Raw genomic sequence first — 14,660 nt, 5'->3', positions numbered from 1 at the left:
CCGTAGCGTTGTACAAACCGATACCCTACATCAGATGCCTGCCCGAATTTGGCAGCCATCCAGGACTGTCTGCGGAGCATAAATAATGAAAAAATTGATCAACCGTGTTGAAGACGTACTGAATGAACAACTCGCCGGACTGGCGAAAGCGTATCCTTCCCTTGCACTGCATCAGGACCCAGTGTATGTCACCCGCGCAGATGCACCGGTGATGGGCAAAGTGGCGCTGCTTTCCGGCGGCGGCAGCGGGCACGAGCCTATGCATTGCGGCTACATTGGTCAGGGCATGCTCTCCGGCGCCTGCCCGGGTGAGATTTTTACCTCCCCCACGCCGGATAAAATGTTCGAATGCGCCATGCAAATTGATGGCGGCGAAGGCGTGCTGCTGATAATCAAAAATTACACCGGCGACATTCTTAATTTCGAAACCGCTACCGAGCTGCTGCACGAAAGCGGCGTCAAAGTCACCACCATGGTGGTGGATGACGATGTGGCGGTGAAAGACAGTTTGTATACCGCCGGACGTCGTGGTGTGGCTAATACCGTATTGATCGAAAAACTGGTCGGCGCGGCCGCCGAACGCGGTGACTCGCTGGAAGCCTGTGCGGCTCTGGGTCGTAAGCTGAATAACCAGGGCCACTCCATTGGCATAGCCATTGGCGCCTGTACCGTTCCGGCAGCCGGACAACCGTCGTTCACGTTACAGGATAACGAGATGGAGTTTGGCGTAGGTATCCACGGGGAACCGGGCATTGACCGCCGCACCTTCACCTCTCTCGATCAGACCGTTGATGGAATGTTCGATACCCTGCTGGAAAACGGTAACTACAGCCGTACGCTCCGCCACTGGGACAACGTCCAGGGCGCGTGGCATGAAGGTAAAGAAAGCAAGCGTGCGTTACAAAGTGGCGATCGGGTTATTGCGCTGGTCAATAATCTCGGTGCGACGCCGTTGTCTGAACTCTTCGGCGTGTATAACCGCCTCGAAAGCCGTTGCCAGGATGCAGGCATCGTCATTGAGCGCAACCTGATCGGTTCTTACTGTACCTCTCTGGATATGACCGGCTTCTCCATCACCCTGTTACAGGTGGATGACGAAACGCTGAACTTATGGGATGCACCGGTTCACACCCCTGCCCTCAACTGGGGTAAATAAGGAGATTAATGATGTCCCTCAACAGAACACAGATTGTTAACTGGCTCTATCGCTGCGGTGAAATATTCACCACTGAAAGTGATTTTCTCACCGGACTTGACCGGGAGATCGGCGATGCCGACCACGGTCTGAACATGCATCGTGGTTTCAGCAAAGTCGTTGAAAAGCTGCCGTCCATCGCGGACAAAGACATCGGCTTTATTTTGAAAAACACCGGTATGGTGCTGCTCTCAAGCGTCGGCGGGGCCAGTGGACCGCTGTTTGGCACGTTTTTTATCCGCGCCGCCCAGGTGACTCAGGCTCATCAAAGCCTGACGCTTGAAGAGCTGTATCAAATGATTCGTGATGGCGCAGAAGGTGTGATTAGCCGCGGTAAGGCTGAACCTGGCGATAAAACCATGTGCGATGTCTGGCTGCCGGTAGTGGAGTCTTTACGCCAGTCATGCGAACAGAAGCTGAGCGTCCAGGCGGCTCTGGAAGCGGCAAGCCAACAAGCGGAAGTCGCAGCGCAAAGCACCATCACCATGCAGGCTCGCAAAGGCCGCGCCAGCTATCTAGGTGAGCGCAGCATTGGGCATCAGGATCCCGGCGCAACGTCGGTCATGTTTATGATGCAAATGCTGGCTCAGGCGTCCAGAGAGTAAGGATAAAGCGATGGTAAACCTGGTTATTGTTTCTCACAGCGCCCAACTGGGCGAAGGCGTCGGCGTGCTGGCCCGGCAGATGTTAATGGGTGATGGTTGCAAAATAGCCATTGCCGCAGGCATTGACGATCCTGAGAATCCGATTGGCACCGATCCGATTAAGGTGATGGAAGCCATCGAGTCCGTGGCCGATACGGACCACGTGCTGGTGATGATGGATATCGGTAGTGCATTACTGAGTGCGGAAACCGCGCTGGAACTGCTCGACCCTAACATTGCCGCCAAAGTGCGTTTGTGCGCAGCACCACTGGTTGAAGGCACACTGGCCGCGACGGTTAGCGCCGCCGCAGGTGCTGATATCGATCGGGTCATCCGTGATGCCATGAACGCCCTCGACGCCAAATGTGAACAACTGGGTTTACTTTCGCCATCCGCAGCGAAACCCGCATCCGCAGAACTGTCTCCCGACGCTGATGCCCGTTCTGTTGCCATTGTGGTGAAAAACCCTAACGGCATCCACGTCCGCCCGGCTTCGCGGCTGGTTTCTGCGTTGTCTGGTTTTAACGCCGACATGTGGCTGGAGAAAAACGGCAAGTGTGTGGTCCCTGATAGCCTGAATCAAATAGCCCTGCTGCAGGTACGCTGTAATGACACGCTACGCCTGATTGCTAAGGGCGAACAGGCAGAGGATGCGCTGGCCGCATTTAAACAGTTGGCGGCAGAGAATTTTGGTGAATCGCTCGAGCCCGCGCATACTGATAACAAGGCAACTCTGGCTCCCTCAAAAGTCACGGGGACGGCATTTTGTCACACGCCGTTCTCGCCAAAGGTAAACCCGCAGTCCGCCGCATCACTGCAGGCTGAGCAGCAGCGATTACAGACCGCCATCCAAAGTACGCTGAACGATCTGAGCAAACTCACCGCTCTTGCTGAAGAACGATATTCCGCAGATATCGCCGCCATCTTTTCCGGTCACCACACGCTGTTGGACGATCCTGAACTGTTTGAAATGGCCTGCGATGTAATGCGTGAAAAACAATGCAGCGCCGCCTGGGCCTGGCATCAGGTGCTGAGCGATCTCAGCCAGCAGTATTTACAGCTCGATGATCCTTATCTGCAGGCGCGATACATTGATATTGAAGATTTGCTGTCTCGTTCACTGCAACATTTGACGGGAGAGAGCGCACAAATTCCCGCGTTCTTGCGCCCCACTATCCTGGTCGCTGATGTCATTTATCCGTCTACGGTACTGCAACTCGATCCGAAGACCATCAAAGGTATCTGCCTGCGGGACGGCAGCGAAGCCTCTCATCCGGCGATTATCGCTCGTGAAATGGGTCTGTGCTGGATGTGTCAGCAAGGCGCTGCTCTCGATAGCATCAAGATGGGCGATACTCTGACCATTGACTGTGTCGCACAGCGGATAACCCGCGCAAACTGATACCGAAGCACACCCTTTCCGACAAAGGGTGTGCTTCTTCTCTATTCGCGTCGGGAAATGTCTGTTTGTTCGCAAAATGGGGTGTCGATCACGCGCAACGGTCGATCCTGAACTAAGGTTTTCTCATGGTAAATGCCGCTACTTCGGCACACCGCTAAGGAGATTAACCGATGATAACGCCTGCAACTCGCCATCCAGGCCTGCTTTCTGTTGCAATAAAACTGACTCTCGCCAGTACATTTTTTGCCCTTTCCTCTTTTGCCGTCAATGCAGAAGACGCGCCAGCCGCTACACCGCAGCCGCCAGATATCCTGCTTGGACCTCTGTTTAACGATGTACAAACGGCTAAACTGTTTCCAGACCAGAAAACCTTTGCTGACGCAGTTCCTAACAGCGATCCTCTCATGATCCTTGCCGATTACCGGATGCAGAAAAATCAGTCCGGATTCGACTTACGCCATTTTGTGGAGGTGAATTTCACATTACCGAAAGAAGGCGAGAAATACGTTCCCCCGGCCGGGCAATCATTACGCGAACATATTGACGGACTGTGGCCGGTCCTCACCCGCTCGACAACTGACGCTGAAAAATGGGACTCGCTACTGCCACTTCCAGAGCCGTATGTGGTGCCTGGCGGGCGTTTTCGCGAAATATATTATTGGGACAGCTATTTCACCATGCTGGGGCTTGCCGAAAGCAATCACTGGGATAAGGTCTCGGATATGGTGGCAAACTTCGCTTACGAGATTGATTCCTGGGGACACATTCCTAACGGCAACCGCACCTACTACCTGAGCCGTTCGCAACCGCCGTTCTTTGCCTTTATGGTTGAACTGCTGGCGCAGCATGACGGGAATGACGTGCTGAAAAAATACCTCCCGCAGATGCTCAAAGAGTACAGTTACTGGATGGAAGGCGTCGAAACACTCCAGCCCGGTCAGCAAAATAAGCGCGTGGTTAAACTGGATGACGGTACCATTTTGAACCGCTACTGGGATGACCGCGATACGCCGAGGCCAGAGTCCTGGGTCGAGGATATCGCCACCGCTAAAAGCAACCCCAATCGCCCTGCCACAGAAATCTACCGCGACCTGCGTTCAGCGGCTGCGTCCGGCTGGGATTTTAGCTCCCGCTGGATGGACAATCCTAATCAGCTGGGCACTCTGCGCACCACCAGCATCGTTCCGGTCGATCTCAATGCGTTGATGTACAAAATGGAAAAAATGATCGCCCTCGCCAGCAAGGCTGCCGGTGATGATGCCAAAGCGGCGCAGTACGATGGCTTCGCTAATGCCCGACAAAAAGGGATCGAAAAGTACCTGTGGAACGACAAAGAAGGCTGGTATGCCGACTACGATCTGAAAAGCCATAAAGTACGCAATCAGCTCACGGCCGCCGCCCTGTTCCCGCTGTATGTCAATGCGGCGGCAAAAGATCGCGCCAGTAAAGTCGCCACAGCCACCCAGGCACATCTGCTGCAACCGGGCGGCCTTGCTACCACGTCGGTGAAAAGCGGCCAGCAGTGGGATGCCCCCAACGGCTGGGCCCCGCTCCAGTGGGTCGCAGCATCCGGGTTACAGAATTACGGTCAGGATAACGTTGCGATGGATGTGACCTGGCGATTCCTTACCAATGTGCAGCACACCTACGATCGAGAGAAAAAGCTGGTTGAAAAATATGACGTGAGCACCACCGGCACCGGCGGTGGTGGCGGGGAATATCCATTGCAGGATGGTTTTGGCTGGACCAACGGCGTCACGCTAAAAATGCTTGACCTGATCTGCGCCAAAGAGAAGCCCTGTGACAGCGTACCCGCATCGCGGCCAACACCGACAAGTACACCACCAGCCGAGCCTAAAAAACAGACTCAACCGACGCCATAACGTCATTACCTGAGCCGTTTTACTCCCCGAATCCGCGCTTCGTCGCGGATTTTTCTGTCATATTTTTCGCTATTTAAGCTGCCTCTATCCCCTCTAGCCCTTATGGGGTATCCGGTGTTTTCATCCGTGAGAATTTGATTCTGAACATGTTTTTATTCGCTGTATATGTAAATATATAGCGAATTTGTAACCTTCAGGATACTGATAATGGCACTGACAAGACGGATGTTTGCCCAACTCGTGGCATCTGCACTGCTGCTACGCCATCTTCCCGCATTGGCGCAAACGCCGCTAACCGTTGCCGTTGGAGGCTCGCCAGGGCCGAATATAACCCAACGCGTGGTCAGCGCGGGGGCGCCCGCTGACATGCTGCTGCTGGCCGTCGCGCCGGAAAAACTGGTAGGGCTTTCCTCCTTTGATTTATCTCGCCAGACCGCCATCCCGTTCCACGATGATATTCGGGCATTGCCGAAACTGGGCAGGCTGGCGGGCCGCGCCAGCACGCTCTCGCTTGAAGCACTCCTGGCGCTTAAACCTGACCTGGTTATTGACTGCGGTAATGCCGATGAAACCTGGCTTTCTCAGGCCAGACAAGTGAGCGCACAAACTCACATTCCCTGGCTGCTGATTAACGGCGAACTGCGCCATACCCCAGAACAGTTGCGCGCAGCCGGTGAAGCATTGGGCGTCGTCTCGCGTACCGCAATGCAGGCCGCGCTGGCCCGTCGATTTATCGATAATGCAATAGCTTTCTCGCATACAGCTGCAGCGAATCTGCGTTTTTATGCCGCGCGCGGTGCCAGAGGACTGGAGACAGGTTTACAAGGTTCTTTGCATACCGAAGCGGCAGAACTGCTGGGGCTACAGAATGTGGCGCACATCCCCGGAAGACAGGGGCTCACACAGGTTTCAATGGAAAATCTGCTCAGTTGGCAGCCCGATATTATTTTGGTGCAGGATACGATGACAGCGCAGCACCTACGAGAAGATCCGATCTGGCAAGGAGTCAAAGCAGTTGCGGACCGGCGCATTCTGTTTCTCAGCGGTCTGCCGTTTGGCTGGTTGGATGCACCTCCTGGCATCAACCGCTTACTGGGATTACGCCGCCTGCACGCCTGGCTTGATCCGCAGGTTAACGCGAGCTTTAAAGCCGATATGCAGCGCTACAGCGAACTGTTCTGGCATACCACGCTAAGCGATGCACAGTATCAACGTCTGGTGGCAGTCTGATGAAAACATCTACTCTCGGTTTTCTGATGATTGCTACGGTGGTGCTTTGCGCGAGCGTCGCCGCTGTATCGGGCGCATACCGCCTGGATGCACAACAGGTTGTGAATCTTATTACAGGTACTGATGACGTCCCGATGCAGGACAAAATCGTCTTCTGGCAAATCCGCCTGCCGCGCATTCTGGCCGCATTGCTGCTTGGCGCGGCGCTGGCAAGCGCAGGAACCACCTATCAGGGTATGTTCCGCAACCCGCTAGTCTCGCCGGATATCCTCGGCGTGGCGGCGGGTGCCGGTTTAGGTGCCTGTACGGCAATACTTTTCGGATTACCGATCCTTTTCATTCAGCTGTATGCGTTCACCGGCGGTTTATTCGTGGTCGCCGGTGTCTGGTTGATTACCCGGCGAGTTAAGCGTCACGACCCGGTGTTAACGCTGGTGCTGGTCGGGATTGCGCTGGGCACGGTATGCGGCGCGGGAATTTCACTCATCAAAACGCTGGCCGACCCGTATACCCAACTTCCCTCCATCACTTTCTGGCTGCTCGGCGGTTTATCAACGATTACGCTGCACGATCTGTGGTTCTCGGCACCGCTGATCTTGGCAGGACTGGTCCCGCTATTGCTGCTGCGCTGGCGCATGAACCTGCTTACCCTTTCGGATGATGAAGCACGATCGCTTGGCATCAACGTCGCCCGACTACGGCTGGGGCTGATCGTCTGCGCAACGTTAATCACCGCCTGCACCGTCGCCATCGCGGGCATCATCGGCTGGATTGGGCTGGTTGTGCCACATATCGGCCGACTCCTCAGTGGCAATAACCACCAGCAGCTACTGCCGGTTTCCATGGGGGTCGGCGCCATTTTGCTGCTGCTCACCGATACCCTCGCCCGTACGCTGAGCAGCACGGAAATTCCGCTGGGGATCCTGACTGCATTTATTGGCGCACCGTTCTTTTTGCTGCTTTTGCTGCGAGGAAATCGACCATGACGCTATTAATCGTGCGCCGGGCGTCGCTGGGATACCACAGTCAACAGCCCGTGCTACGCAATGTCTCATTTCAGGTTCCGCCCGGCTCCGTCTGTTGTCTGCTTGGTGCCAACGGTAGCGGAAAAACCACCCTGATGCGCACCATTCTCGGCGTTCTTTCGCCGCTTCACGGTGACATTCTTCTTGATGGCATCGCCATAAATCATCTCAACGATCGGCAACGCGCCGCCGCTATCGCCTGGGTTCCTCAGGCGCATGACGGCGCGTTTGCCTTCACTGCGCTGGACATGGTGATGATGGGGCTGGCCCCGCAACTGGCGGCATTTGCGGTTCCCGGGGCTAAAGAACACGACATTGCTCATCAACAACTGGCGATGCTGGGGATCTCTCACCTGGCGCCCCGGCGCTGGAACACTCTGAGCGGCGGAGAGCGGCAACTGGTATTGATTGCCCGCGCGCTGGCGCAACGTCCGCGCCTTTTGTTGCTGGATGAACCCGCTTCCAGCCTGGATTTTGGGCATCAGATCCGTCTGCTCGACACGCTGGTGACGCTGAAAAATTCGGGTATGGCCCTGCTGATGTCGACGCATCATCCGTTGCACGCCCGGGCAATCGCCGACAGCGTGGTACGCGTTGAACCGAACGGTGAAGTGTCGCAGGGGCTTCCTGAACACCAGCTCGCCACCGATCGCCTGGCTGCACTGTATCACGTTACACCGTCACAAATTGCCCGCCACCTCTTTGGCTCTCACAATTAAGGAATAAGAATGCTCATTGACGACATTGATTTTGCCGATCTTTACCGTAAACAGTTACAACTGGCGAACAGAACCGAGAAAAAGCCGGAGCACTGGGATAAACGTGCGGAAAAAATGGCGGAGAATTGCGCCTCATTAACCGACAGCTATTTGCTACAGCTGTTGGGGAAAATCGACCTGCAAGGAGCGGAGTCGCTGTTTGATATGGGCTGCGGTCCCGGTACGGTCTCGCTGGCGCTGGCTAAAAAGATACCAATAATTTACGGCGTAGATTACAGCCAGGGAATGCTGAGCGTTGCTGCCCGCCGCGCTGTGCAAATGAACGCCCGTCACGTACAGTGGGTGCAGCGGGCCTGGGAAGAACACTGGGATGATTTACCCCAGTGCGATATCGCCGTCGCCTCGCGCTCTACGCTGGTTGCCGATATGCGCCAGGCGATGACCAAACTGAATAATCAGGCCCGGCTGCGGGTTTACACCACCCATCTCGTCAGTTCATCTTTCGTTTCCCCCACCATTCAACGTGCGCTGGGCCGCGAGGTGATTGAGCTTCCCAACTATATCTATGCGCTTAATGTCCTGTATCAGATGGGGATCCACGCGCACGTTGATTTTATCCGCGGCCCCAACTGTCAGCAGGACAACAGTACCTGGACGCGCTTTCTGGAAAACGTGCGCTGGAGTATGGGCGAACTAAGCGCCGACGAGGTCGAACGTCTGGAAACCTGGTATCAGCAGCAGGATCCACGCGCGATTGCCCCCGCCAGCCGTGACTGGGCGCTTATCTGGTGGGACAGTGTGCCGCGGGAGGCGCTGCGATGATCTACTTTTCGCAGGCGCAAACCGACGCGCTGCTGCTGGAAGATATTCAGGGCGGCGATCTGACTACCCGCGCGTTGGGAATTGGCGCACAGCCCGGCGTTATGGAGTTTTACCATCGCCAGGGTGGGTGCGTTAGCGGCACCGCTGTTGCCAGACAAATGCTGACATCATTGGGCATAACCGTCAGCGATATTATGGCCGATGGCGAACGAGCGAGCGCGGGACAGAGAATAATTTGTGCGCACGGAAATGCGGCGGCACTACATCAGGGCTGGAAAGCGGTACAAAACGTTCTGGAGTGGAGCTGCGGAGTTTCGGGCTATCTTGAGAGCATGTTGAGCCAACTGCGCCAACGCTATCCTGATGGGCAGATTGCCTGCACCCGCAAAGCCATTCCCGGCACGCGTTCGTTGGCGACTCAGGCAATACTTGCTGCCGGGGGCATTATTCATCGCGGAGGATGCGCCGAAACGGTGCTGCTGTTCGCTAATCACCGCCGTTTTCTTACCAACCCAAACGACTGGACAAACGCGGTTGCGCGCTTACGCAGCCATGCGCCAGAAAAAAAGATCGTCGTCGAAGCGGATACGCCAGATGAAGCATTAGCCGCGCTACGCGCCGCGCCCGATGTTCTGCAACTCGACAAATTCACCCCTGAGCAGGCGACAGACATTGCCCGTCAGGCACCTTCACTGGCCCCTCATTGCACGCTGGCGCTGACTGGCGGCATTACCCTCGCCTCGCTGGCGAGTTATCTCGACTGTGGCATCAGGCTCTTTATCACTTCCGCACCTTATTACGCTCCACCTGCGGATATCAAAGTTAGCCTGAGCCCGGACGCACGTGGCATATAACATTAAAAAATGGACTAACAATAATGAATTTCAACAAAAGTTGTCTTTACACAGCCCTGTCGTTTGCTTTCGCGCACAGTGCTTTTGCTGGGCAAGAAAGCGAAACCATGACCGTCTGGTCAAGCCCGGCCTCTGCGGCAACCACTACGGTTCTCGGCCAGGAAACGATCCAACAGTTGGATAAACAAAACGTGGCGCAGGCGCTAAGCGTCGTCCCCGGCGTGGTGCTGCAAAAGTCGGGCAACCGCAATGAGCAGCAGGTGAAAGTACGCGGTTTTGACAGCCGTCAGGTTCCCGTCTTTTTTGACGGTGTGCCGGTGTACATCCCCTATGACGGCAACCTCGATTTAGGCCGTTTTCTGACATCCGATATCGCTTCAGTTGAAGTATCCAAAGGCTACTCATCTCTGCTACAAGGGCCTAACCAGATGGGCGGTGCCATTAATATCACCACCAAAAAGCCCACCAAACCAATTGAAGGCAGCATCGGTTATCGCCAGGGCTGGAGTCGTAGCAAAGACAACGCTCACGATATGCACGCTTCATTTGGCGCCAGTAACGATCTGGGTTACATTCAGCTCAGCGGCAGCCAGTTGAAGCAGGATTTCCTTGGCTTACCGCACGGCGTGGACAATCCGGTTGCGGGTAGTCACGGCAAGATTGCCAACTCGTCCGCCGATGATAAACGCGGCATCGTGAAGCTGGGCTTTACCCCTCGCGGCGATGATGAATATGTCCTGACCTATATTAATCAGGACGGTGAAAAAGATAACCCACCATATGCCGGAACCAGCAGTCAGAAATCACGCTACTGGCAATGGCCACAGTACGATAAAGAGAGCTATTACTATCAGGGCACCACCCATCTGGGCGATCGTTTCACTCTGAAAAGCCGTCTGTATCGCGATACCTTTGAAAATACGTTGATGATGTACAACTCGCTTGCCGATCTGAAAAACAAAAAAGGCAACTACAGTCATTATTCAGACTATAGCGATGGAGCTGGCCTGCAGCTCGCTGCGGATATGCGTGAAAACGACCTGCTCTCTTTCGCCGTAAACTGGAAGGATGATGTTCACCGCGAGAAAGGCGCACCGAATGCGGCTTACGACCGTTACGAAGACCGCACCTGGTCTGTTGCCAGTGAATATCAGTGGGCGGCGGCGGATAATGTCGATGTAGTGGCGGGAATAAGCTATGACTGGCGCGACAGTCTGGAAGGCATGAAGCACGAAAAAAATGGTAGCGTCACCCACTATGATGACAACAATCAGTCGGCCTTCAACTGGCAGATGATGACCAAATATCACTTCGAAAATGCAGACACATTAGCGCTGTCCTATTCTGACAGAACGCGTTTCCCTACGTTGAAAGAACGCTACACGACCTCAAAACCGGCCTATAACCAGGTGGCGCTGGTCAATCCGCAGCTTAAACCTGAACGCGCCCGCAGCGTGGATCTGACCTGGAATGGGTCACTTAGTCAGAACTGGGGATTCGAAGCCAGCGTGTATTACAACCGCATCAGCGACGCCATCCTTTCACACAATATTGATGCCGACACCATTCAGAATCAGAACAGCGGCCGGGTGGATTACACCGGTCTGGATGCAGGCGTTAAAGGTAAAGTCTTTGATATACTGGATGTCGGTCTGAGCTACGGCCTTATTCATGCAGACGTCAAACGCAGCGACATCGGCAAGATTACCGACCTGCCAACGCAAACCCTGACTGCCTGGATGACGCTGAAGCCATGGGATCCGCTCAGTATTACGCTGTCAGAAGAGGCCCGTTCGTCGAGCTATAGCAATAGCGACGGCTCACAGAAAGCCGCTGGTTTCGCCATTACCCATTTACGCGCTGACTACGCCATCGGTCACGGATTCAGCGTTAACGCGTCGGTCAATAACCTGTTCGATACGCAGTACGTTTATAGTGAAGGATTTATTGAAGAAGGCCGTAATTACTGGGCGGGGATTGAGTATCAGTTCTGACTTAGCAATACAGAGAAACGGCCCCCGCGGGGGCCGTTCGATTAATCTCGCCGCACCAGTCGGAAGACACCCAGCACAACAATCGCGCCGACCACGGCCACCAGGAAGCTGTGGAGATTAAACCCGCTGACATCGCCGCCGATACCAAACATCGTTGCCAGCCATCCACCGACCACAGCACCGACAACACCGAGAATACAGGTCAGGATAAATCCACCGCCATCGCGCCCCGGCATAATCAGTTTGGCGATAACCCCCGCAATCAGACCAAAAATAATCCAGGCAATAATTCCCATTTTCAGGCCCTCTTTCCAGTGAACGCACGCGCAAGACATTCTTGCGCCAGCCTTTAAAGTATAGGCAAACCATCGCTATATGCTGTTTTCACGCAGACTTAATTCATTGGCGTTGGTAAAAAATTTCATCCATTTGTATTAAGTTCCGTTGATTGATGCCGATAATCCAACGACAAACCAGGCATCCGGGAGTCATTAGGTGTGAGTAACTACAATGAGCAGTTCCTGAAGCAAAATCCGTTAGCGGTGTTAGGTGTACTTCGGGACTTAAAATCGCAGCAGGTTCCACTGCGTATCTCCTGGTCGGGCGGCCAGTTCATCAGCAAAGTTCTGGCCGTCAGCCCGGACGAGCTGGTCATGGATTTTGGTAGCCAGGAATATGAAAACCAGGCCGTACAGCGGGCCAGTCAGATCTCGATTATCGCCGAAACGCAGGGAGCCAAAGTAGAATTCACCCTGCCACAGTTAAAAAAAGGTGAGTATCAGCAACTGCCAGCGTTTATTTCATCCTTGCCGCCTTCCCTGTGGTTTGTTCAGCGTCGGGAATATTTTCGCATCGGCGCTCCGCTGCATCCTCCCTATCGCTGCACGGCAAAAATGCCGGACAACAGCACGCTGTGCTTTCGCTTATTCGATTTGTCGCTTGGCGGTATGGGCGGGCTGTTAGAAACGGCAAAACCAGAAGGACTGGTAGAAGGTATACGCTTCGCGCAGGTTGAACTGAACATGGAACAATGGGGGGTGTATCACGTTGACGCCCAGCTTATTTCCATTAGCGAACGCAAAGTTATCGACAGTAAAAACGAAACCATTACCACTCCCCGCCTGAGCTTTCGTTTTCTCAACGTCGGCCCGGCGGTGGAGCGGAACTTACAGCGGATTATTTTTTCCCTTGAGCGCGAGGCCCGGGAAAAGTCGAACAAAGTGCGCGATTAACATCACCTGAATTACATTACATCCAGCGCTTGCTGAAGCTTCCAGATATAGCGCGGAGCCTGCGGCGCCGGATGATTGTCCGCAACATGTTCAATAAATTCATCCGGGCTGAGATCGTTGATCTTATTGATGGCTTTCTTCCTGTCGGAAGAGAACGTTCGCAGCAATGCTCCCGCTCCGTTAGCGTACGATACTACCAGCGCATACTGCATCACCTGTGGATCCTCAATCCCTGCCAGCGGCCCGGTCTCCAGAATGCTCAGGTATGCGGCCCCCATGGAGATATTGCGTTCGGGGTTTTTCAACTCGCTGGTCGACGGCTCTCCGCTCCATCCCATGCGACGATAAACATCGCGGCCTGAAGTCGAGGCTTTTAACTGCATCAGACCAATCGCATTAGACTTACTGACCGCATTCGGATTACCGCCTGATTCAATGGCAATAATAGCGGTAATCAATTGTGGACTGACACCCCAGGCCGCACCGGCTTTTTCACTGATCGGCATCCATTGCATTGCGCGTTTAACCGGAACTTCAGCATTCCACGGCGGGTTTTTGTAATCATGTTTTGAACTACAGCCCGCAAGTAATACAACCAAAAAAGCAAACCATCTCAATTTCACGTCATCTATCCTTATAGCCGGAACCTGTCGCTGAGGTGACAACGACATACCTACGCGGCATGATATACATTTGGTTTTAGTTGTAGCAAGGAAATGCCATGTCCCGGTTTCACTTAATTGCCCCATCGGGCTACTGTATCAATCAACAGGCTGCCTTACGTGGGCTTGCACGTCTTACTGAGGCCGGTCATCAGGTCGACAATTCAGCGGTCATTGCGCGCCGCTGCCAGCGTTTTGCGGGTACTGAGGCAGAAAGGCTTGCTGATGTGAACTCGCTCGTTAATCTGAAAACCCCCGATACCATTGTGATGGCGGTACGTGGCGGCTATGGCGCGAGCCGTTTACTGGAAGATATTGACTGGCAAGGGCTGGCAGCCCGCCAGCAACAAGATCCGCTGCTGCTGTGCGGGCACAGCGATTTTACGGCGATCCAGTGTGGTCTACTGGCTCAAGGGAATGTGATTAGCTTCAGCGGCCCGATGCTGGCGGCCAACTTCGGTGCCGAGGAGATAAACGCATTCACCGAGCACCATTTCTGGCAAGCATTGCGTAATGCCCAATTCACCCTCGAATGGCAGGGTGACGGTCCGCAGTGCGCGACTGAAGGTACACTGTGGGGCGGAAATCTGGCGATGATCATTTCGCTGATGGGTACACCGTGGATGCCGGCCATCAAAAACGGCATTTTGGTGCTGGAAGACATTAACGAGCATCCATTCCGTGTCGAGCGCATGCTGCTGCAACTGTACCACGCGGGAATACTGGCCCAGCAAAACGCCATTATCCTCGGCAGTTTTAGCGGCAGCGCGCCGAATGATTACGACGCTGGTTACAATCTTGATTCAGTTTGTGATTTTCTGCGCACCAGGCTGTCCGTTCCGTTGATCGGCGGCCTCGATTTTGGCCATGAACAACGCACCGTCACCCTGCCGCTGGGAGCCAAAGCGGTGCTGAAAAACGATAAAAACAGCACTCAGCTCACCTTAAGTGGGCATCCGGTACTAAAATCGTAAAAAAAGCAGCTAATGGGGCTAAGT

Annotated in this window: 14 protein-coding genes; 12 read left to right on the top strand and 2 right to left on the bottom strand. The window is 54.4% G+C overall.

Features of this window, described 5'->3' with window-relative positions; translation table 11 throughout:
- Positions 1-85 precede the first annotated feature (85 nt).
- The 10 genes from dhaK to SK39_RS21620 all read left to right on the top strand — a co-directional run bounded on the left by dhaK (position 86) and on the right by SK39_RS21620 (position 11,768).
- A complete protein-coding gene (gene dhaK, locus SK39_RS21665) occupies positions 86-1,156 on the top strand; it encodes a dihydroxyacetone kinase subunit DhaK (protein ID WP_048217486.1) in 1,071 nt (356 codons plus the stop codon).
- An 11-nt stretch (positions 1,157-1,167) separates the two neighbouring features.
- Positions 1,168-1,800 (top strand): dihydroxyacetone kinase subunit DhaL, encoded by a 633-nt coding sequence (gene dhaL, locus SK39_RS21660; RefSeq protein WP_003020881.1) that lies wholly within the window; start codon positions 1,168-1,170, stop codon positions 1,798-1,800.
- A gap of 10 nt (positions 1,801-1,810) precedes the next feature.
- Positions 1,811-3,241, top strand: a complete 1,431-nt coding sequence (dhaM, locus tag SK39_RS21655) for a dihydroxyacetone kinase phosphoryl donor subunit DhaM (RefSeq protein ID WP_048217485.1) — start codon at positions 1,811-1,813, stop codon at positions 3,239-3,241.
- Positions 3,242-3,411: 170 nt separating this feature from the next.
- On the top strand, positions 3,412-5,124 hold the full coding sequence (locus tag SK39_RS21650) for an alpha,alpha-trehalase (protein ID WP_003841545.1): 1,713 nt from the start codon (positions 3,412-3,414) through the stop codon (positions 5,122-5,124).
- Between the two features lie 207 nt (positions 5,125-5,331).
- Positions 5,332-6,354 (top strand): ABC transporter substrate-binding protein, encoded by a 1,023-nt coding sequence (locus SK39_RS21645; RefSeq protein WP_032935420.1) that lies wholly within the window; start codon positions 5,332-5,334, stop codon positions 6,352-6,354.
- Positions 6,355-6,380: 26 nt separating this feature from the next.
- Entirely contained in the window at positions 6,381-7,340 is a 960-nt protein-coding gene (locus SK39_RS21640; protein WP_370686028.1) for a FecCD family ABC transporter permease, read from the top strand.
- Positions 7,337-8,098, top strand: coding sequence for an ABC transporter ATP-binding protein (locus SK39_RS21635; protein WP_032935414.1), 762 nt, complete (start codon positions 7,337-7,339; stop codon positions 8,096-8,098). The genes SK39_RS21640 and SK39_RS21635 overlap by 4 nt, the downstream gene beginning before the upstream one ends.
- Positions 8,099-8,107: 9 nt before the next feature.
- Positions 8,108-8,920: a class I SAM-dependent methyltransferase gene (locus SK39_RS21630; protein WP_032935412.1), complete on the top strand. Its 813-nt coding sequence runs from the start codon at positions 8,108-8,110 to the stop codon at positions 8,918-8,920.
- A complete protein-coding gene (gene modD, locus SK39_RS21625; RefSeq protein WP_016150375.1) occupies positions 8,917-9,774 on the top strand; it encodes a ModD protein in 858 nt (285 codons plus the stop codon). The genes SK39_RS21630 and modD overlap by 4 nt, the downstream gene beginning before the upstream one ends.
- A gap of 23 nt (positions 9,775-9,797) precedes the next feature.
- On the top strand, positions 9,798-11,768 hold the full coding sequence (locus SK39_RS21620; protein WP_016150376.1) for a TonB-dependent receptor plug domain-containing protein: 1,971 nt from the start codon (positions 9,798-9,800) through the stop codon (positions 11,766-11,768).
- 41 nt (positions 11,769-11,809) lie between these two features.
- On the opposite strand, the gene SK39_RS21615 is transcribed toward SK39_RS21620, so the two are convergent.
- The gene (locus tag SK39_RS21615; RefSeq protein WP_003020908.1) at positions 11,810-12,064 is read right to left on the bottom strand and encodes a GlsB/YeaQ/YmgE family stress response membrane protein; all 255 of its coding nucleotides are present in this window, start codon (positions 12,062-12,064) and stop codon (positions 11,810-11,812) included.
- A 201-nt stretch (positions 12,065-12,265) separates the two neighbouring features.
- Here SK39_RS21615 and ycgR point away from each other — a divergent pair, with 201 nt between their 5' ends.
- Complete coding sequence (ycgR, locus tag SK39_RS21610; RefSeq protein WP_003020911.1) at positions 12,266-13,000, top strand: flagellar brake protein YcgR; 735 nt, start codon at positions 12,266-12,268, stop codon at positions 12,998-13,000.
- A gap of 11 nt (positions 13,001-13,011) precedes the next feature.
- On the opposite strand, the gene emtA is transcribed toward ycgR, so the two are convergent.
- Positions 13,012-13,623 carry a membrane-bound lytic murein transglycosylase EmtA gene (emtA, locus tag SK39_RS21605; RefSeq protein ID WP_003020914.1) on the bottom strand — a complete coding sequence of 204 codons (612 nt, stop codon included), beginning with the start codon at positions 13,621-13,623 and terminating at the stop codon, positions 13,012-13,014.
- A 98-nt stretch (positions 13,624-13,721) separates the two neighbouring features.
- Between emtA and ldcA the strand changes: the two genes are divergently transcribed.
- Positions 13,722-14,636: a muramoyltetrapeptide carboxypeptidase gene (gene ldcA / locus SK39_RS21600; RefSeq protein WP_003841560.1), complete on the top strand. Its 915-nt coding sequence runs from the start codon at positions 13,722-13,724 to the stop codon at positions 14,634-14,636.
- Positions 14,637-14,660: the final 24 nt, after the last annotated feature.

Source organism: Citrobacter sp. BIDMC107, assembly GCF_001037575.1.
Classification (GTDB): Bacteria; Pseudomonadota; Gammaproteobacteria; order Enterobacterales; family Enterobacteriaceae; genus Citrobacter; species Citrobacter freundii.
Note: the sequence above shows the minus strand (reverse complement) of the source record. Positions and strands in the feature narration are given on the sequence as shown.